The organism is Agarivorans sp. QJM3NY_30 (assembly GCF_050870855.2).
Taxonomy (GTDB): domain Bacteria; phylum Pseudomonadota; class Gammaproteobacteria; order Enterobacterales; family Celerinatantimonadaceae; genus Agarivorans.
In genome coordinates this window covers 3,282,883-3,303,053 of sequence record NZ_CP194038.2, presented here as the reverse complement: position 1 = coordinate 3,303,053, position 20,171 = coordinate 3,282,883, and the positions used below count along the sequence as shown (strand labels likewise).

16 protein-coding genes are annotated in these 20,171 nt (G+C 44.2%); 10 read left to right on the top strand and 6 right to left on the bottom strand.

Annotated features, from left to right (window positions below; translation table 11 throughout):
* Positions 1-13: 13 nt before the first annotated feature.
* Both ACRRSX_RS15000 and ACRRSX_RS14995 read left to right on the top strand, forming a co-directional pair.
* Complete coding sequence (locus tag ACRRSX_RS15000) at positions 14-613, top strand: histidine phosphatase family protein (protein WP_432452399.1); 600 nt, start codon at positions 14-16, stop codon at positions 611-613.
* On the top strand, positions 610-1,380 hold the full coding sequence (locus ACRRSX_RS14995) for an adenosylcobinamide-GDP ribazoletransferase (protein WP_432452400.1): 771 nt from the start codon (positions 610-612) through the stop codon (positions 1,378-1,380). The genes ACRRSX_RS15000 and ACRRSX_RS14995 overlap by 4 nt, the downstream gene beginning before the upstream one ends.
* Before the next feature lie 151 nt (positions 1,381-1,531).
* On the opposite strand, the gene yqfB is transcribed toward ACRRSX_RS14995, so the two are convergent.
* The 3 genes from yqfB to ACRRSX_RS14980 form a co-directional block, all read right to left on the bottom strand.
* A complete protein-coding gene (gene yqfB / locus ACRRSX_RS14990) occupies positions 1,532-1,918 on the bottom strand; it encodes a N(4)-acetylcytidine aminohydrolase (protein WP_432452401.1) in 387 nt (128 codons plus the stop codon).
* A gap of 161 nt (positions 1,919-2,079) precedes the next feature.
* Positions 2,080-2,394 (bottom strand): NUDIX domain-containing protein, encoded by a 315-nt coding sequence (locus tag ACRRSX_RS14985; protein WP_432452402.1) that lies wholly within the window; start codon positions 2,392-2,394, stop codon positions 2,080-2,082.
* A gap of 259 nt (positions 2,395-2,653) precedes the next feature.
* Entirely contained in the window at positions 2,654-3,139 is a 486-nt protein-coding gene (locus ACRRSX_RS14980; RefSeq protein WP_432452403.1) for a GNAT family N-acetyltransferase, read from the bottom strand.
* Positions 3,140-3,625: 486 nt separating this feature from the next.
* Between ACRRSX_RS14980 and ACRRSX_RS14975 the strand changes: the two genes are divergently transcribed.
* Positions 3,626-4,399 (top strand): PEP-CTERM sorting domain-containing protein, encoded by a 774-nt coding sequence (locus ACRRSX_RS14975; protein WP_432452404.1) that lies wholly within the window; start codon positions 3,626-3,628, stop codon positions 4,397-4,399.
* A 255-nt stretch (positions 4,400-4,654) separates the two neighbouring features.
* Here the strand turns inward: ACRRSX_RS14975 and ACRRSX_RS14970 are convergent, their stop codons facing one another.
* A complete protein-coding gene (locus ACRRSX_RS14970; protein WP_432452405.1) occupies positions 4,655-6,571 on the bottom strand; it encodes a methyl-accepting chemotaxis protein in 1,917 nt (638 codons plus the stop codon).
* An 842-nt stretch (positions 6,572-7,413) separates the two neighbouring features.
* Here ACRRSX_RS14970 and ACRRSX_RS14965 point away from each other — a divergent pair.
* Positions 7,414-8,460: an NAD(P)H-dependent flavin oxidoreductase gene (locus tag ACRRSX_RS14965; RefSeq protein ID WP_432452406.1), complete on the top strand. Its 1,047-nt coding sequence runs from the start codon at positions 7,414-7,416 to the stop codon at positions 8,458-8,460.
* A 66-nt stretch (positions 8,461-8,526) separates the two neighbouring features.
* Here ACRRSX_RS14965 and ACRRSX_RS14960 read toward each other — a convergent pair whose 3' ends face one another.
* Entirely contained in the window at positions 8,527-9,330 is an 804-nt protein-coding gene (locus tag ACRRSX_RS14960; RefSeq protein WP_432452407.1) for a substrate-binding periplasmic protein, read from the bottom strand.
* A gap of 394 nt (positions 9,331-9,724) precedes the next feature.
* Entirely contained in the window at positions 9,725-12,208 is a 2,484-nt protein-coding gene (locus ACRRSX_RS14955) for a cation:proton antiporter domain-containing protein (RefSeq protein WP_432452408.1), read from the bottom strand.
* 328 nt (positions 12,209-12,536) lie between these two features.
* Here ACRRSX_RS14955 and fucO point away from each other — a divergent pair, with 328 nt between their 5' ends.
* The 6 genes from fucO (at position 12,537) to ACRRSX_RS14925 (ending at position 19,999) form a co-directional block, all read left to right on the top strand.
* Complete coding sequence (fucO, locus tag ACRRSX_RS14950; protein WP_432452409.1) at positions 12,537-13,685, top strand: lactaldehyde reductase; 1,149 nt, start codon at positions 12,537-12,539, stop codon at positions 13,683-13,685.
* 258 nt (positions 13,686-13,943) lie between these two features.
* Entirely contained in the window at positions 13,944-14,105 is a 162-nt protein-coding gene (locus tag ACRRSX_RS14945; protein WP_432452410.1) for a hypothetical protein, read from the top strand.
* 107 nt (positions 14,106-14,212) lie between these two features.
* Positions 14,213-16,033, top strand: coding sequence for a vWA domain-containing protein (locus ACRRSX_RS14940; protein ID WP_432452411.1), 1,821 nt, complete (start codon positions 14,213-14,215; stop codon positions 16,031-16,033).
* Positions 16,017-16,601, top strand: a complete 585-nt coding sequence (locus ACRRSX_RS14935; RefSeq protein WP_432452412.1) for a sigma-70 family RNA polymerase sigma factor — start codon at positions 16,017-16,019, stop codon at positions 16,599-16,601. The genes ACRRSX_RS14940 and ACRRSX_RS14935 overlap by 17 nt, the downstream gene beginning before the upstream one ends.
* On the top strand, positions 16,594-17,397 hold the full coding sequence (locus ACRRSX_RS14930) for a hypothetical protein (protein ID WP_432452413.1): 804 nt from the start codon (positions 16,594-16,596) through the stop codon (positions 17,395-17,397). The genes ACRRSX_RS14935 and ACRRSX_RS14930 overlap by 8 nt, the downstream gene beginning before the upstream one ends.
* 550 nt (positions 17,398-17,947) lie before the next feature.
* Entirely contained in the window at positions 17,948-19,999 is a 2,052-nt protein-coding gene (locus ACRRSX_RS14925; protein ID WP_432452414.1) for a methyl-accepting chemotaxis protein, read from the top strand.
* Positions 20,000-20,171: the final 172 nt, after the last annotated feature.

Below are 20,171 nucleotides of genomic sequence, written 5' to 3'. Positions count from 1 at the left end.
AAGAATGATTTAGATGAGCACTACCAGCATTGATTTACTGCGCCATGGTTTACCCAAAGGGGCAGACTGCTTTCGCGGCCATAGTGATTTTGCCTTAACCGAAGAGGGGATGGCGCAAATGTTTGCCGCCATGCAACATGCCCCCGTGGCAGAGCGATTGGTGAGTTCGCCGCTCCGTCGTTGCCGTGATTTTGCCGAGCAATACGCGCAACAGCATGAATTAGAACTGCAGCAGGCCAAACAATTCATGGAAATTGATTTTGGCGATTGGGACGGTCTGCCCAAGCAGCAGGTTTGGGAGCGAGAGCAGCAAGTCTTGAGTGCCTTTTGGGCCGATCCCTGGCATGTGACGCCGCCCGGGGGCGAGAGTTTATTGGCCTATGAACAGCGGATTGTGAGTGCCTGGAAGGCGCTACTCAAACAACATCGGGGTAAGCGCGTGTTGTTAGTCACCCATGGCGGGGTGATTAAACAAATTTTGCGTTACGTCTTGCAGCTGCCAAGAACTGCCAGTTACTTGCAACGCTTGGAGATTGGCTATGCAGCAAGAATCTCCATTTCGGTTTTTCACGATTCAGATGGCCAACTTTGGCCTCAGGTAAGTTTTACATGACAATTGCTTCTAAAATCACCTATCAATGGCAGGTTCTGCTACTGGCGATTTCTATTTTTACCCGTTTGCCAGTTCCTGCGGATCTGCCTTATAGCGAAGATCGCAAGAACGAGTCTTATAAATTCAGCCCCCTGGTGGGCTTGCTGGTGGGTTGTTTAAGCGCTTTGGTGTATTCGCTCAGCGCCCAGCTGTGGCCGCAAAGTGTGGCGGTGGTGTTATCGATGATTGCCAGTATTTATATGACTGGTGCTTTTCATGAAGACGGCTTTGCCGATACCTGCGATGGTTTTGGCGGTGGTTTTACTCCGCTCCGCAAGCTGGAAATTATGAAGGATTCGCGGGTGGGCGCTTACGCGCTGATAGGCATGGTGTTGGTGTTATTGCTCAAATATGTCAGTCTCAGTGAGTTGCATCAAGTGCCCTTAGCCTTGATGATTGCCCATACCTTAAGCCGCAGTGTTGCGGTGAGTTTTATCTACAGCCATGGTTATGTGCGCCAAAGTGAACAGTCGAAGTTAAACATTGCTCACAGCCCAAGCCGTAACAATGATCGCCTGGTATTGTTGTTGATTAGTCTGCTGTCGTTAAGCTTGTTGCCAAGCTTGGGCCTAGCGGTGGCTTTAGTTGGTGTATTGTTACTGGCGCGGTTTGGTTTCGACCGTTGGTTGCATGCACAGATCGGTGGCTATACCGGTGATGCGCTGGGTGCGATTCAGCAGTTATCAGAATTGCTCTGTTATCTGTTTTTATTATATTGGTTGAGTTAAAGCCGATGCGGTGGGGTGGCTTTTATGCCCCTTCATCAGCAGCACTTCGCTCCCTGGCGAATACTTGTTTCAATGTTGGTTAGTTTGGCGAGTGCTGTTGATTGCTGTTTTGCTTTGACGGTACCGCCATTTTTATTTGCTCAGACAAAGTTTAGTCGCTGAAAAGTTGGCCGCCCCGGGTCATTTTTTCCCCTGCGTGGCGCAAGTTGTTATGCGTTGTTGGCCGTAACTGATATGTAATCACAAACAATTCATTGGTATCTGGGTAGATTTCTTTGATGAGCTCTTTAAGTCTTGGTAATTCCAAAAACTCTTGTTGAGCATGGAATTCATTGATCTCATCAAACTTTATTGGTGCTACAGATTCAATTTCTATGTCGCAAACTTTTTGATCGGTTTCCAAGGTGAAAACTTCGACTTGAGAGCCGACAACATAATGGCTTTCAGATTTGTCTCGGATCGTGATTGTCTTTTTACCTGATGTAATCAATGGCGTAAGAAATTCATAAAACGTAATTTTATCTGGAACATCAGTCATTGTTTATTTTCACTTTGCAATATATAAACAGATAAGGGTCGTTATGAAGAAAATTTCCTTGTGATAACAAGGAGATGTTCCATCTTTCCCGCATTTTTGTTAAAGACAGCGATTTTAAAGCATCAATTAAACGAGTTGCAGTAACTGTCTTTATAATTTTGTTATGGGTATTTTTGACTAGGATACCAATTTTTTTCAACAAGCATTGGAAATTCCTTGGTTTCGAATATTGAACTAACCTGAACTTGCTTGATATTGGAGGTATTGATCCACTTTAGCTCAGCAATTTCAGCTGCTTCTTTCAGCTTACCTTGATATGAATGGACTACATAAACATCCATCTCGAGCTCAATTTTTTCAATAGCTGAAGCTGGCGCTTTATATGAGTTAAAAAATGAAAAGTCGCCCTTTTTTATGGTGATTCCAACTTCTTCTTTTAACTCTCTCACTAAGGCGTCTTCTGGAGACTCTCCCATATCAGGCTTTCCTCCTGGGGCAAAAAAGTATCGTTCCCTTTGGAGCGCAAAACCAATAAAGACTTATTTTCAATGATGATTCCAGCTGACTTTTTCATTCATATTTCCTGATTTATAGCTATTATTAGACATAACACGCTCGCAACTAATAGACATAACGCTGGCAGCCGCTACGCATATTTGGTCAGGTTAACCAAACGCGCTGCTTTGTGGTGAAAGCGAAGTCGCAACAAAGCAGCTTTGGTTGTGCTTGGCATTGTTATGTCGAAAGTTCATGAAGCATAAGCTGAGCACCTACACCGTAACTGGGGTCTACCGCTTGGCTTCCTAAAGATGAAAAGCCTTGCTTTTTCCAGAACTCAGAAGAGTCTTGCACTGCAACCAAGCGAATCTGCTGAAAACCGGAATTTTTCGCAATGTTTAGCAAATTCCCCACCATCTTTTTGCCTAGGCCGTGACCTGCAGCAGTACTCGAAATAGCCAAATCATGTAAAAAAAGAATTGTTCCCTCTGAGCCAACTGGCAGAGCTTGAAAGAGCTTTGGTGGGGTATCCTTATTCCATGAATGAGCCAACAAGTATCCAATTACGTTGCCTGCTTTTTCATACACGAAGCAACATTCTGGAGAACACAACCACTTACTTTTCAGAACTTCCAAACTTTCCGGATCGACCAGAGCATAAGCTTCGGCTTGAAGCTTTAAAATTTCTGACCAAGTGGCTTCATTTATTGGTTTTATAGACATCTTCGAACCCTAAATATTGCTGTATAACAGGAAATAGAAAATTCAGCTTCCAACCACGGAAAGAGTAGTCGTATTAGCACAAAGTTGTTCATGTACTGATGCTCTTGCATTAACTGATGGTCTACTTTGATATTTTTTCACTTTTTTCAATGTCAGCGTTTATTTTCTTGATTGGAATGACCCTCATTCAGCCTTATAAATAACGAACTTACATTATTCTTTGTTAAGGAATATATATAAATGTTCTCATTTTGTTGGTTTGATTGCTAGTGGGAATGTTGTGGTTTTTATATTTCTATTCTTCGGGATGATTAAATCAATATTTCAGTTTTATTTCATTTCAGCCTAGCATGTTAGCGTTGAATTAATCAATATATAACCACTTGTTTTTGTTGATTTTTTTTGCGGTTCGTGTATAGAGATCTTGGGAGAGCGATCTATTTAAATCGCTCTTATGGAAAATCAAAACTATTATATGGAGTAGAAATGAAAATAATTATGCTATCAATTTTATCTTTATTATTAAGCATCATTTCAGTTAGCGCATTTTCAAATGTTGTTTTATACGAACAAGATTTCGAAAATCCGACGGGTTATATTAATGGGAATGGCGATGCGAGTCTGCAGTCTGTTAATGCCTTGTATGGTGATCAACCCACAGGTTTTTCTTTCGCTCAAAAAAAGACGGTCGAAACGCTATATATATCGGGGAACGAAGCCTATGGTACAGGGTATTTAGACTCGTCTCGCCAAGGTGGGAATTATGCCTTGGGGATGCAGAATAGCCCGCAAAACGATTTAATTGGTTTGTCATTTAATGTTGGTCATTACGATTTTCTAAATTTTATGGCTGATATATCAAGCATTGAGCTTAGCTCTTGGGGGCCTCATGGTGTTATAGGTACTCCTATATTTGAGTTCACTCTGTTTGACAATCCGACGGGTGTGAATGGCACTGGTTCAGGGAAGGTTCTCGATAGTGGTGTTGCATCAGGAACGGCTTCTGACGTCGATACTTTTGACTGGAGTAGCGTTTTGCTTCCTCTTGAAACGGATGGTAATACCAACGGCAATGTTACATTGAGAATTGATTTGTTAGGGGGCGGTTATGCAGCGATAGACAACCTTCTAATTGTAGCTTCAGATATTCCTAACGATGTTCAGGTCCCTGAACCAAGCTCAATATTTCTATTATCACTTGGACTCATCGGATTGATGATGAACCGACGGAAGACCCTAACTAATCCCCATATATTCTAGTGTCACTGCCGTTATACATGTCTAGAGATCTTCTCAACGGGCGAACAAGCATTGGTGGTTAATGACCTAAATATTCCATCAATGCTTACTCTGTAGGAACGAAGAACATAGAGTACTTGTTTGTAAAAGCGGAAAGCCGGAGGCGTAGCTCTTTGTAGCCTCTAATTATTGCTGAACTGTGGGGTGTCATTCCGTATGTTTTTCGAAATGACACTCGATCCTATTTATGGGCATTATCGTATCAGGCCCAACAGTTTATAATTTAAAAAATGAGACCAAATTGACCAAATCATCTGATTGCTGATGCTGTTTGATTATTTGTGTTTCGATCTCGGTGAGCGTCTGCACATTATCTTCTAAAAGTGTTTTGATCTGTTCTACATTCATACTGATTTCTTTAGCGACGGATGTTTGCTCTTCTGTTGCAACAGATACTTGGGTATTCATCTGCGATACTTCATCAATTGCATTTACAATCGAATCATAGGCTGAACCAGATAGCTCCATTAAGCCGACCACTTCTTTGGTACTCTCTGATGATGAAGAAATGGCTTGCACGACATTTTTTGCACCGACTTGAATAGTATTAATAATGTTTGTTATTTCTGCGATAGAATTTTGAGTTTTCTGAGCTAAGCTACGCACTTCATCGGCTACGACGGAAAAACCTCTTCCTTGCTCTCCTGCTCTGGCGGCTTCAATAGCAGCATTCAGCGCTAACAAGTTGGTTTGATCGGCAATACTGCGGATAACATTGAGTATGCTGGCAATGTTATGACTGTCGTCACTTAGCTTGCTTACTAAGGTCGTTGATGATGTCATTTCCTGAGATAGATGATTGATCGCACCTAATGTTTGTTTGACTTTATCAATACCACTTTTGGCCTCGTTTTCTGCAGTTTGGCTTTGATCTGAAGCATTTTGTGCATTCTCAGAGATATCGTTTGTCGACATTGCCATTTCATGTATAGCGGAGGCGAGCATATCTGTTTGAGATAACTGAATTTGGACTGATTCGGTTGATTTTTTGGCTGAGCCGCTGATGATGGTACTGGATTCCGAAATAATATTTGTTAAGTCGGACAAGCGTGAAATAATTTTACGTAATGCCAAAGCCGATTCATTTAGGGCTGTATTTAATGAACCAAACTCATCATTTACGGCAATTTCGATATCTTTTGTTAAATCCCCTGATGATATTCTTTGAGCAAAATATATAGATTGATTTAATGGGCTCATAATTGAACGAATTAACCAATATCCCATACTAATAGCAGCCACAATAGATATTCCAATCGCCAAGACAATTAAGGTGATTGCTTGTTGGCGTTTTTGTTCAGCGATTCCAAGTTCTATCGATACTAGTTGAGTCATTTTTTTTGACGCCATCATGGCTGAACTTAACATAGAATCCGTGGCTTGGTTTAAGTTGCTATTTTCCGTTTTGATCCTTTTAAATAATGCTAAATAGTTTTGTAAGTTTCTTTCTAAGAGAGAAATAGTGTTTTTTGTATCATCAGATAACATGACATTTTTTATTTCTGATGCTTGAGTGTTTAGGTTTTCAATTTCATTGATGATTTTACCTTCTGATTCTTGATTATATTTTGCATTGTAAGTCCAAATGTTCACTCTAAGATCGTTGAATTTGTCTTTTAATTCTTTGGCTCGCTTGTATCGTCCAAATTCATCAAAAAGATGCTGATTCTTCGAGTAAAAATCATCAATGGAGAGCAGTGTGTTATCGATGTTCGAAGAGATACTGGCCGCTGCTTGGCTAAATTCTCCGCGAGCTTTGATTGCATTTTGTTTTGATGTTGAAAAATGACTAAATGCGTCAATGAAATCTTCAACGCTGTTGGTTATATTTTCAACTTCTTTTTTACTGGAAACTACTTCCATCATCGATTTAACTTGGTTGAGAATTGACCGTGTTTTCTCGGTTTGTATATAAGCATTCTCTTTAAATTTAGATTTTTCTGAAATCATGTAGTCGGCTTGTGCTAGGCGAGCAAGATAAAGTGAAGTATCTGCTTGGTTTAATTCTCGTACGATCTTAGTTTGATATGCTTGTTGTTGGATTTGAACGGTTGTTAATGTTCCTAATACGATAATAATTAGAACGAATATACTTAGTATAAATAAAAGTTTTCTCTTTATGGTAAATATCATTTGCTACCTCTTGAACTTCTTAAAAAAACAAACAATAGGTTGTTTATTTGGTAAGCCGCCAGATTAGTAGTCAAATTAATGCAAAGCAATTATCTTATAAAAGTGAATGAATTCATTATTGTTTATAATGTAAATATATCTGAACACCAAGAATATATTACGAAGCGACTTGTCTTGATAAGGGTTTAGATCGGTGGCTTGAATTTCTTGCGCCTTTTACCGCTGGATAGTTTTCGACGATTACACAGCTGCTCAACCTGCTCCAAGTGGAGGTGAGTGCCCAGCTCACTGGCATTCAGTTTATGGCTGATGGGGCTTTATCCCGGCTTTTTAGCGTTTCAATTTGACCCGTGCTTTTGTCAAGCGGGGCGCCGCGGTGTGGGGGAAAGGCGGTCTGCTGGGCTGCGGTTCACTTGCTCTGTTTACCCCTCACTGCTAATAAGTCATCAGCCACCTTACGGGTGATTGCCTTGGCAATTTGGGTCTGACAGGTGATGGCAGCAATTGTCGCGATGGAGTTATGCAAGTCGAGCGTTTGAATCAGCGTCTATATCGTGTTGATTTTATTGCTTTTGTTGTCGGTTTTTAGTTGGCCATAGAGCAACTGTTTGGCGCTGGCGTGGATATTCACCATATGGATAGTGCTTTGTTTGTCGTCTCTGTTATAAGAGTCGCGCAAGGTCTTGCCATCAAGGGCAACTGTTCCATTGAATACACAGAGCTCTTGAAACGCTGAAGGTGACGAATATTTGGGGTGATGGCTTCAAAAGCGAGCGCTTTAAATATGCGTGACGCTGGTGATAAAGTGGCTGATGAAAGGGGCGGCGTTATGGAAAGCGAATATGTATAAAGAAAATATGAAAGCACTACTGGGGACTCAATTACCAATTATTCAGTCGCCGATGGCAGGCGTTCAAGATAGCGCGTTAACTATCGCGGTAAGTGAGGCAGGGGGATTAGGTTCTTTGCCCTGTGGCATGTTAAGCATAGAACAAATCGTTAGCGAAATAGGTTTCATTAAACAGGCCACCGATAAACCTTATAATCTTAATTTTTTCTGCCATAAGATGCAGGCATATGCTGAATATCAGCATATGTTGTGGCGAGAAAAGTTAAAGCCATATTTTGAAGAATTGGCGATCCACAGCGAAAGTTTGCCTCATTATGTTAATAGAACTCCATTTAATCATGATATTGCTGATGCGATAGAGCCATTTAAGCCGGAATTTATAAGTTTTCATTTTGGTCTGCCCGAGCAGTCATTGCTGGCTCGGATAAAAGGATGGGGAACCAAGATTGTATCTTCAGCGACCACTATCAAAGAGGCATTGTGGCTGGAATCTAAAGGTGTTGATGGGATTATTGCTCAAGGCTTGGAAGCGGGGGGACATCGAGGGATGTTCCTGTCAGACGATATTTCGACCCAAATGGGGATGTCTGCGCTGGTCCCTCAAATTGTAAATAAAGTTAGCGTGCCAGTAATTGCCGCGGGTGGCATCGCTGATAGCCAAGGTGTTCAAGCCGCTTTGCAGCTGGGGGCGGGTGCAGTATTGATTGGCACCACTTATTTACTTTGCTCTGAAGCTAAAACGTCTCGCTTACATCGTGCTGCGATAAAGAGTCGTAAATCACAGCATACGGCGTTAACCAATGTGTTCTCTGGCAGGCCTGCTCGTGGCATCGTGAATCGAGTGATGAAAGAGCTCGGTTATATGCATCCGCTGGCTCCAAGCTTTCCTTATGCTTCAATTGAGATGACTCAACTCCGTAGCGAAGCTGAAAAGTTAAATTCTGATGCTTTTTCTCCACTGTGGTGTGGGCAAAATACCACTGGATGTAAAAATATTTCTGCCAGAGCCTTAACATTGCAACTTGCTGCTCAAGACTAGGGGCGTTGATTTTTGGAATGGATGTGTAACCGCTAATGATTGCTTGGGGCTCGTTTGCCGAGGTGCTTATTTGACTTGTAACATGCCATCTTTTACCTCCCAGTTAGGAGCTTGGTAATAAGCGGCCCATTTGTCGACGAGCTTTTGAAAAGAGCCATCGTTTTTCATGTCATCTAAGGCCGCTTGCCAGCGAGCAATCAGCCTATCTGAGGTGAGTTGAGAAAAGCCGATATAAATATTGTAACCATACATGGTAAACACTGCTTTCATGAGATGAGGATTGATTTGAGCTTCTCGTGAAATGGCTTGGATATCGAGATCGGTGGCTGCAAATAAGGTGGTTCGCCCTAATAATAATTTCCCTAATCCCTGTTCCCAATGGGTGGTGCTTTGCAGATTAGTAAAGCCTTGTTGTTTCAAGTATTGTTCTTTTGAGTCTTCGCGCATGGTCCCTATGCTCGCAACCTTTTTGGCGTCGGCTAAACTATTTATCGAAATTAGACTATCGCTTTTAGCAAACAGGCGTGCTTTTTTACGTGCGATAGGGCCTACCCATTTAAATTGCGCTTCACGTTTAGCGGTTCGGGCAATACTAAAAATGAAATTATTGTTGATGGTTTTCGCGTTACGATAAGCGCGTGCCCAGGGGATGATTTCAATGTTTACTATATCTCTGGTTCGATGGAAGATTTCCTTAATCACGTCGGTGGTGAAACCTGTTATTTCAGGCTCGCCTGGCTCTCCTTGTTTTGGTGTAAGCACAAAGTTTAGTGGGGGAGCATGGATGGTGTAGCCAAGCATCTCTTGGGCCGTTAACTGGCTTGAAAAGAGAGTGATTGCTACAGTTATCCATGAGATGGTTTTTATCATGTTTCACCTTCAATAATCCGAGCAAGGCTTTATGTGATCACTAGCGATTACAGTTGGTTTTAAGCTCATCAAATAATTTACCGAGTGTATTTAGCTTAGTAAGCCTCGATATTGATAGCCATTTTACGATGCGTGTCGATAATAACAGACTGGCGCTCATTATGAGTTAAGTTGTATCCGGGAGTATGCTTGTGATGACTCGAATTCCAAGCAAGTCGTTTACTCGGCGTAATATGTCCCCTTTTCAGCACCGTTAGTTTACAAAGTTATAGAGAAGAATGGTAAGCAAACTTAAGGCAGTGAAAGCCTTTAAGGTCAACATGAGTCATGCGCTTTGTCCTCAATCCACTTAATTTCTGCGGGCTTTGGGGCACTACTGGCTGGTGAGCGTTTTTTACTGGTTTGGATTTATAGGCTCAGGTGAGGTGACAGCTTGCTGCTGCGATAGTTGTTGTTGTAGCTCTACACTTAATCGTTCCGCCAGCTTGGGGTCTTCACTAGATACGCTTCTTAATACGTTTAAATCTATCCAGATAAGATCACAGGGACCTTCGCTGTAGATATCCTGTTGAAAATGGCCTGTCAGTAGTGCTTCCAGTCCTAAACAGCTGCCTAAAGTGTCGATTTTTTGCTGGTGTTGCTGGATTTTTCCACGACATAAAATGGCGATTGCATCGGCTTGCTCGCCTCTTCTCTGGAGTAACTCGCCTTGCGGGTAGATCCGTCGCCAGGCGTGACGGCTTAAGCTTAATAGAGAGCGCTCCTTGGCCTGTGCAAGCCAAGTCACCTGTTTGAGTATGCTACAAAAATCACTGGGAGTGGTGAATCTGGGCATATTACGCAGTGCCATTAAACGCCGTTCTACGTCATCTAACATTTTCTGGGCTTCGGCCTGCTCGAGTTGTGCTTCTTCGACCAGCTGAGTGATTAAAAAGCGCTCTTTATTATGCAGTTGGCGGCTGGCCGTTTGGGTTTCTAAGCTGTAGGCTACTTCCGGAAAGCTTTCTTGTAATTGCCAGATCATCTCTAAGACTTTGGTTTTGTTATGGGCAATTTGCTGGGTGAATACGTCTGCTAATTGCGGGGTTGGTGCTAACTCGGTGGCGATTTGTAGGATATGATCTTGGGCCAAAATATACCCGCGAGCCACTTCATAACCTAAGGCCATTTGGTTGAAAGACAGACTAAGCGAGAGTCGGCTAAGCCAGGAGATACGCCCAAGTAATTTCACCAATAGTGGTGTTTTCCAGTAGTGGAACAAGACTTCTCTTGGACCGATGGAAGGCGCGCCATCGAGGGCGCGATCTACGCCATCGACCAACTTACTTACCGCGAGTCTTTCAAGACCGCCGCTGCGATAGAGTTTCCAGTAAAATTGACGTTCGGTTTCCAGTAAGCGCCGTTGATAAGCAATCCTGAGTTCACCCGACTCGGCATCGCCGCCTAAGCTGTCATCGAGGTCGTTTTCACTGAGCTGGAGCCCTTTGGCTATTTTTGTCCAGTCTGCACGAATGGTGAGAGGGTCTTGTTTTAATACTTTGATTTCCTGATTCAGCTCGCGGTAGATAAGGTGTTGGGCCTTATTTACGGTGACCTGCTTTGAGTGGGGTAAGCCACTTAGCTGCAATTTATTTAGCAGCCAGCCCATGCTGCTGCCGTTGATCACAATTGTCAGTACCACGATTCCAGCGGTCATAAATAGGATCTGTTGACCAACAAGTGGCTCGATTTGTGGGTGGTTGACTAAGGTCAGTGCCAGTGCCAGAGAAACCGCACCGCGTAGTCCCCCCCAAGTTAATACGCTGGCTTTTTGCCAAGAGAGTCCAATACTAATTCGACCTAATATCGGCATTAAAATGGCGATTGAAAGGGCTCGTATGAGCATTACCCCGAGGTATAATGCGGCTAAGGTCCACCACCACTCAAGTAAATCCAAACGCACCTTGAGAGCAACGATTAATCCGACCAGTAAAAAAATTAGCGTATTGGCGATATAAGCCATCATTTGCCAAAATGAGTGCAGAAAATCGGCGCTTTGGACGGATATTCGAGTGCGACCGGGGCCTGCAAATAGGATAGCCATGGTGACGACAGCCACCACACCGGAAACATGCAACACATTTTCAGCTATAAAGTAAACCAAATAGGCACTGGCAATGCTGATACTGATTTCGACCATTGGATTATTAAATAGTCGGTCCATCCATAACAGTGCCAGATAACCAATGGTTAAGCCAAGCAGTAAGCCCGCCAGTACCACTCGAAAAAATTCATTCACGCCTTCGAAAAAGGTAAGTGATTCAGTATGACTCAGTAAACCAAGAAACAGCGAGAACAGTACAATGGCAGTTCCGTCGTTGAGTAGTGATTCACCTTCGATTAGGGTTTCCAAGCGTTTTCTAGAGCTGACTTCTTTAAGCAGGGCCACCACCGCTACCGGGTCGGTGGCGCTGATTAAAGCGCCAAACAGTAAACACAGCGCCCAACTCCAATCCAGAGGTAATACAGCGTGAACCAGCCCAGCGGTTGCGAGCATCGCGAGCATTAATCCGGGAACTGCGAGTAGTGCAATTTGGCTGAAGATCCGTCGAAACAAATGGGTTTCCATGGCGAAGGCGGACTCAAAGATCAAGGTGGGTAAAAACATAAATAGGATCAGATGTGGGTCGATAGAGGTCACGGTAATTAAGGCCTCTGATAAGCCTTCAAGCTTGAAGTTGAAAGAACGCAGTACCAGACCTGCCGCCAAACCAAGCAGCAGCAGGGCAACGCTGTAGGGCAGAATACTTTTCTTTAATACAGAACGCAGTAGGGCCCCCAGCAAGAGAGCCACAATTGCGAATAAAATAAAGAAGATACCTGTATCGCTGCTAACCATGGCTAGCGCTCCTTGTCGATATCAACTTGCAGTCACAACAGTTTGCTGCGGGTAGTCACTTGACCGACCACTCAAAGAATAGTTTGTAAAGCGTGTCTGTGTTGGATTTTTGGACGTATTTTTTAAGTCGTGAAAGCTTTGATTGACGCGAGACTTGCCGCCTGAAGAGACGCGAGTTGAATAGTACAAAATTGTCGACTTGTAACAATATATTGGCTAGTCGGTAGTTTTGAAAAACCGAGCACAAACTCCCCCTCGCTCGCTACATACAATGTGCCTAGCGTAACTATTGGTGTTACTTAATTGTAAATTATGAGAGGGAATAGCCATGGCATTTGCATTGAATCTTCCAAAGTTAAGTTTAGCGGGTAGCGGGGCCGTTGAAGATGCGGTGACGGTACTGAGTCAGCAATTTGTAAAAAAAGCCTTGATTGTCACGGATACTAATTTAGTTAAATTAGGTTTGTTAGATACTTTGTTGAGTGCCCTAGATAGCTATTCGATTGCTTATGAGATGTTCGATGAAGTCTTACCAAATCCTACTGCATCTCTGGTGCGGCGGGGTCTTGCTGTATATCAAAAAGCCGAGTGTGATTGTTTTATCGCAGTGGGTGGGGGCAGCCCAGTCGATTGTGCTAAAGCCATTCGTATTATGGCCTCTAACGACGGTGATATTTGTGATTTTAATGGCGTCGGCAAGGTGACTCACTCTGGGGCATATTTTGTTGCCATTAATACCACCGCAGGTACGGCTGCAGAGATGACTTCTAATTCGGTGATTACCGATGAAGAAAACCAAGTCAAAATGGTGATTATCGATGCCAAACAAATCCCGGATATTGCGGTGAATGATCCCAGCTTGATGCTTGGTTTACCGGCGGCAACCACGGCTGCTACTGGTATGGACGCTCTCACTCATGCGATTGAAGCCTACGTGACGCCGGGGGCGCATATTTTAACCCGGCCGACAGCCTTAGAGGCGATCCGCTTAATTAGCAAATGGTTGCCAGTAGCTGTTGCAGAGGGCCAAAACTTTGAGGCACGTGATAACTTAGCATGTGCTCAGTTTTTGGCGGGGATGGCGTTTAATAGCGCAGGTCTTGGTTTAGTGCATGCGATGGCTCACCAACCCGGTGCGACGCATAATCTACCGCATGGTGTATGCAACGCAATTTTGTTGCCGGAAGTGTGTGAATTTAACGCTGAAACCTGCCCTGAGCCGTTTCGCGCGGTTGCCGAGGCAATGGGCGGTAGAACCTTTGATCTCAATGATAAAGACGCGGCAGCCCTCGCGGTCGCTTTGGTTCGTCAGTTGTCGGCGACAGTTGAAATTCCGTCAGGCTTTGCTGAGTTAGGGATCCGCGAGACTGATTTTGGTCAATGGATTGATAAAGCGATGCAGGACCCTTGTTTACCGGGGAACCCTCGCCAACCCAGCCCTGATCAAGTGATGCAGCTTTATAAACAAGCCTTATAAATAGACCTTAGTGCCCTCGAAATCTCTGGTTTTGGGGGCAACTTTTAGATGAATAATTGATAGCAAATGAAAACTGTTGTGTTGGTAAAGTTGATTGTGTTGATGGTTTTTGTCGTGTTGATTTATGTTGATTGTCAATCAAGCAATGATCTCAAAGCGTTGTTTAAACCGCTAAATTTCAGCTTCACTCATGCTGCAGAGTTGACCGACGCTGATTATTACATGGCCGAACATGGATCATAACACTTGGGAGTTAACATGGATCTTTCATCTATTTATGCACTGATTATGGCAGCAATAGAGGGCAGTGAAACGAGCGAGCCCGTGTTGCTTCATGTACTGATTCGTTTAACCTTAGTATTTATTCTACTTACTATCGAGGTGAAATTTTTTGTGTTCTTAAACCGCAAACTGCCTTAGCCAAATGCTAGGTAAAATTGGCCCAGATTAATATTTTTCATTTTTTTAGCCTCGTTTTTGGACTTGCAACGATTACTAAGTTGAGACTTTCTTAAATAAGGTAATCGATGATGCAATTTTCTTCTGTTTCTACTTTTTCTCCGGTGGCGCGCGCTGTGGGTTTGGTGCTAGCTGTATCAGCTTTGGTCGCCTGTGGCCAATACAGCGATACGCAAGCAGAGCAGTCTAAAGCGCCAGTAGCGCCCACCGCCGAGCCGCTGATTTTAGCCGAAGACGCTGCCATTCCCCGGCAAAGGTTAGAGCAAGCCGCGGCGGTTCAACAATTGACTCGCCACGCCAAACTTTCGCCACAAGCAGACCTTCGTTATGTTTCACAGATACAATCATTGCCTAAAGTAAGCAATCAGGAAAACTATCAAGTGCTTGAAGACTCAACTGTGCACTTGGTGAGTGAGCAGCCGGTGTCTACTTTTAGCGCTGATGTAGATACGGCTAGTTATGCCAATGTTCGACGTTTCATTAATCAGGGGCAAATGCCACCTAAAGCCGCTGTGCGGGTTGAAGAGCTGCTTAACTACTTTTCCTATGATTATCTGATGCCGCATTCTCTGACTGAAGCGCAGCCAATTGCTGCGAATACATTGCTCACCGCGTCGCCTTGGAACCCCAATAATCATTTACTGCGGATTGGTATTAATAGTTACCAACCGGACATACAGCAACGCCCTGCAGCTAACTTAGTATTTTTAGTGGATGTCTCGGGTTCGATGCAATCCAGTGATAAGCTCACGCTAGCCAAGCAGTCGATGTCGTTGATGCTCAGCCAACTTAAAGCCGATGATAGTGTGGCAATTGTCACCTATGCCAGTGGCACCAGTGTGGCACTGCCCGCAACCAAAGCGAGTAGCCGACAGACGATCGAAAGAGCGATTGATAGTTTAAGGGCTGGTGGAGCCACCAATGGTGAAGCGGGTATTGCTTTAGCCTACCAGCAAGCACAGCAAGGCTTTATCTCCGGCGGTATCAATCAAGTTTACTTGATCTCGGATGGCGATTTAAATGTTGGGGTGAGTGATGTGGATGCGCTCAAACATTTGATTGGCGAGCGGCGTAAGGCGGGGGTTCAATTTTCGACACTTGGTTTTGGTCAGGGAAATTATAACGATTATTTAATGGAACAACTGGCTGATACTGGCAACGGCGTCTCCGCATATATTGATACCCTTCATGAAGCGCAGAAGGTGTTGGTGGATCAGTTGGGGAGTAGCCTGTACACCGTCGCTCATGATGTAAAATTTCAAGTGGAATTTAATCCAACGCAGGTCTTAGAATATCGTTTACTTGGTTATCAGAATCGCCAACTCGAGCGTGCCGATTTTAATAACGATCAAAAGGATGCTGGCGATATCGGTGCCGGCCATAGTGTGACCGCCATATATGAACTCACCTTAGTCGGTGATCAAGGCTTAATCGAACCGCTGGTATTTCAGTCTGCGTCGCAAGCGAAGCAAGCCTCGGCAGAAACTAGTCCTGCGATTGCTGAACTGAGGCTACGTTATAAAACTGCTCACTCTAAAGTTTCTGCGAAGCAGCTTCAAAGAGTCCACAAAGATGACTTTATTGCACTTTCAAAAATATCAGATGACGATAGGTTTGCGTTAGCGGTGGCGGCTTTTGGCCAAAAATTAACTGCCGCTCCCTACCTTGGTGATGTTAGCTATCAGCAAATTATTGATTGGGCAAATCAGGCTAAAGGTAAGGATAACTTTGGATATCGTGCAGAGTTTGTTAAATTGGTCAGATTAACGTTTAGCTTAGCGCAGCAGAATGCGGCCTTGCTTGATTCCCACTCAAGCCTCATTTCTCAGCCGCAAGGTCGTATTTTACCAGCAAGGAATCAAGCCCAAACTTATGAGCTTAGCCAGTGATGAGCAACTGATGCTCGACTATGGACAGCGTGGCGATCTCGCGGCCTTTGAGTGCTTGTATCAACGTTATCGTAAAGCGTTATTTGCCTTTGTTCGACAAAAAATGCCTGAAACAGCTGCTAATGAAGTGTTTCAGGATATTTGGGAGTCGCTGATAAGCCAAGCGAGTAGTTTCCACCTGATGGTTACCAGTGAGGCGGGGGTCTCTGTCTATGCGGGCTGTGAAGGTAAGTTTCGGGCCTTCCTTTATACTATTGCTCGTCGCCGTATTGCCGATCATTGGCGTCGCCAAGGTGGTCAAGGTGAGCAAGATGAACAGGCCTTAGCGGGGCTTTTGGCGACCACAAATCCAGAGTTAAGTCATCAACAGGCACAAGCCAAGCAGGTGATTCTGCTCTGTGTATCGCGCTTGCCGAGAAAGCAGCAGGATGTTTTTATGTTGAAACAAAATGGCTTGGCAGTTGCCGAAATTAGTGTGGTATTGGATGCCTCCTTCGATGCGGTGAAAAGCCGAATACGCACTGCTTATCAGCAATTACGTGAATGTTGGGAGAAACACCATGGCTGAGCATACTGATAATCCCCCGAGTGACGCGCAAATCGATCAAGCATTTCAGCAAGCCATCGACCCACTGCAACCTTCGCCCGAGTTGGATCAGCAGATCTTAAATTTGGCCGAGCAGCAGACTAAACAAGCCAAAGTAGTGCCTTTGGTTCGTCGCAAAAGTTGGGCGGGGGCTCCGTTATGGGCCAGTGCCGCTTCGATTGGCTGTGTTGGCGTATTGGGCTGGTGGTTGTGGCAGAGCGTGATGCACGATCCAAGTCTGGCAACACCCAGCGAATTGAGCTATCAAAACGAAGCCCTTCGTTCCGTTGCAAGTCCGTCTTCTGTAGGAGGAGTGGAGCGGCGAGACCACGAGCTGCAACGGGCGGAAGCTCAACAGTCGACAAGCCAAGCTCGAATACTACAAGAATCAGCGCGAGCAGTCGCTAAGCAAAGTATCGCCAGTGATATGGGGGGGGAGCCTGCGATAAATACACCTTCTCTTTCGGTATTTGAAGCGGCAAGCGCCTTGTCAGATGAGCAGCGTCATTGCATTCGCGATGCTTTAGCTGATTTGCGTCCGGAGCAGCTGGCGCGCATTGCGATTCAAGATCTAAGCTTGTCGCAGCAGCAAGCTATCACTCTCGCGGCAACTAAACTTAAGCCCAATTTAGCGTTGCACTGGCAACAACAAGCTTGGTATTTACTCCCCTTCGATCCATCTTGGTGGTTAGTTCCGCAGAGTGTCAATCTTGAGTCTACATTTGTCTATATCTTCCCTGACAAGCTGCGTCATCATTGTCAAAATATCGCTCAATAGAGAATCGTTAACAGGAGCTCTCTATTGCTGTATTTCTTCAGGAATTTGGCGGCCTTAAGGACAATTCATGGCACGTTGTGGTGATTGTGAGTATTTCATATTGGTATTCGAAACACTCACTGGTACTTCGGATTAAAAGCAATCGCTCAGTTTTTTTTCATACGGGTCTACCTCGCCAGTCTATTGCAAATATAACGAAGTTGAATAAATGCTTACTGCTGGTGCGAGCAAGGGATGTTTCACTGTGGCCGCCGACCGAAACTTAAGTGTGTTTTGAGATGAAGCCTGCGCTTTCCTTAGATGTTTAGTTTAATGACTGTCTGTTTTATTTACATTAAACCTTTAATTTTAAATATTTCGTATAATTTAGTTTAAATTATTGCCTTCTATTCTTTTTTAAAAATATAAATTCACAAGTGCGGTATCTTATACTTATTTTTGTCTGATATTGATCGATAGCAAAATAAACGCAATTTATTGGTGACTCGTGTTTACTTAAATTTTCCATTTTTGTAGCATCCGCATTCACATTTTTTTAGGTTACAAATTTATGCAAGCATTTTGCATTTTAAACGGTTTTGGCCATCGCCGAATTGGCTTACAACTGCAATTATTTGTGGGTTTATTGATCGTGATTGCGTTTGGTGCGATTAGCTCTCTGGTTTATGAAAAAGCCGCTGCAGCTTTGTTTGAACAAACCATGTACGATCATCGATCTAAAGTAGAAGCTTTAGCTGAGAATATCGCTGGTGAGTTTGACGATTATTTAAAACAAGCAAAAGTGTTGGAGCGAACCTTTCGAAATGGTTATCTCGACGGCTTTCAAGTATTGGCTCAGTCGGTTAATTACCAACAGTTTAAGGTCTATGAGATTGTTCTTAACGGCCAGTCGTTGTTAGGGGATTTTAGTCAAATAGATCGCTTTACTCAGGATACTGGTGCGGTCGCGACTTTGTTTTCTGCCAGTGGTGATGATTTTATTCGGGTGAGCACCTCATTAACCAACCAAGATGGTCAACGGGTACTTGGGAGTCGCTTGGGCAAGCAACATCCGGGTTATCAACGTCTGATGAATGGTCAAGATTATTACGCCAAGGTCAAATTGTTTGGTCATGACTATTTGACCTATTACTATCCCTTGAAAACACCTCAAGGAAAAGTCATGGGTTTAAGCTTTATTGGGATCCCCATTGAAGAACCGACTCAGCGTATTTTCGCTAATTTGTCGCAAATTAATTGGGGTAAAACCGGACACAGTATTGTCGTGGATAATAGCCCGAGTGAGGCCTTAGGGAACTATCTTTATCATCCCTATATTAAGGATGGAGCTTCGATCATCGACCGGGTCGATGCGCAAGGACATAAACTATTTAAACAGATTTTTGAGCAAGCTTCAGGGGTGATTAGCTTTACTGCTGAGCATCAAGGTAAGGTTGCTGAACAGTATTTGGTTTATGCCGAAGTCCCTGGGTGGAATTGGAAGCTATTAGGCGGAACCTTGGTGGAGGAAGTCACCGAAGCCAGTCGCGATTTACTGCATATTGTGATCATGATTGCTGTATTCGCTGCAATTTTGAGTTTTGTGTCGCTCAGTTTATTTGTGCGTCGCTTTACTAAACCCTTGCTCAGCTTAACCGGAAATATTGAACGCATGGGTGCTGGCGAAATGAGCCTACAGATGGGCGAGGGTAACGCCGAAGCCGATAACGAGATTGAGCGCTTAAATGCAGGCGTGCACCAAATGGCCAGAGAGCTCAATCAATTGATTACTCATATTCGAGACACGAGTAATCGTGTGCAACAGCAGGCGAGCAGTGTATTTACCGATTCTGAAAATAGTTTGCAACAGCTCGATGGCCAGCAGCTTCAGGTGGATCAGGTCGCTGCGGCGATAGAAGAACTGGCTGCATCGGCAAATTCGGTGGCGCATCAAGTCGAAGATATCGCCGGCAGTGTGCGTTTAGCTGATAGCAGTAGCCAACATGGCTCTCATTTAGTTGAGCAGATGATTTCAGAGATTGGCTTGCTGAATCAACAGCTGAAGCAGTCTTCTGATGCGATAGCTTTGGCGGGAGAAGAGAGCCGTAATATTCAAGATGTAACACGAATGATCAACGAAATTGCAGACCAAACCAATTTACTTGCCTTGAACGCGGCAATTGAGGCAGCGAGGGCGGGTGAACAAGGTCGTGGTTTTGCGGTGGTCGCCGATGAAGTTCGAACCTTAGCCAAACGAACCCAAGATTCGGTGAAAGAAGTGGAAGCCATTGTTGGGAAACTGCAAGCCAGTACTGGCAATGCGGTGAGCATGATGAGTGAGAGCCAACAACGGGGTGAGTTGTTTACCGAGCATGCCGCTAATACCGGTGAGGCTCTGAGCAAGATTACTGAGCAAGTCAGTTTAATTGCCAGTCAATCGGAGACTATCGCCGCCACGACTGAACAGCAGGCGCAGGTGTCTCAAGAGATTGCCGCCAATGCCGCCAAACTCAGTGAGGCAAATGCCGATGGCCGCAATACCGCGGCGAAAAGCGCCGACAGTGCCACGCAATTACAATCTATGGCTGATGCACTGCAGCAGCAAGTATCGGTGTTTCACTAAGGGGCGCTTGATAGCAAGTCGCTTCGTCGTCGCCGTTCAGCTTTAGGGCTAAAAATAGTGGCGTGCCGACTTGGAATTTTGCTATGAGAGGGATTTGTTCCTGTGATGCCTTAGTTGCTTGCTGTTGGCTAATTTGTCCTCGGCATTCACTAAGCAGTATCGGTCATAAAAA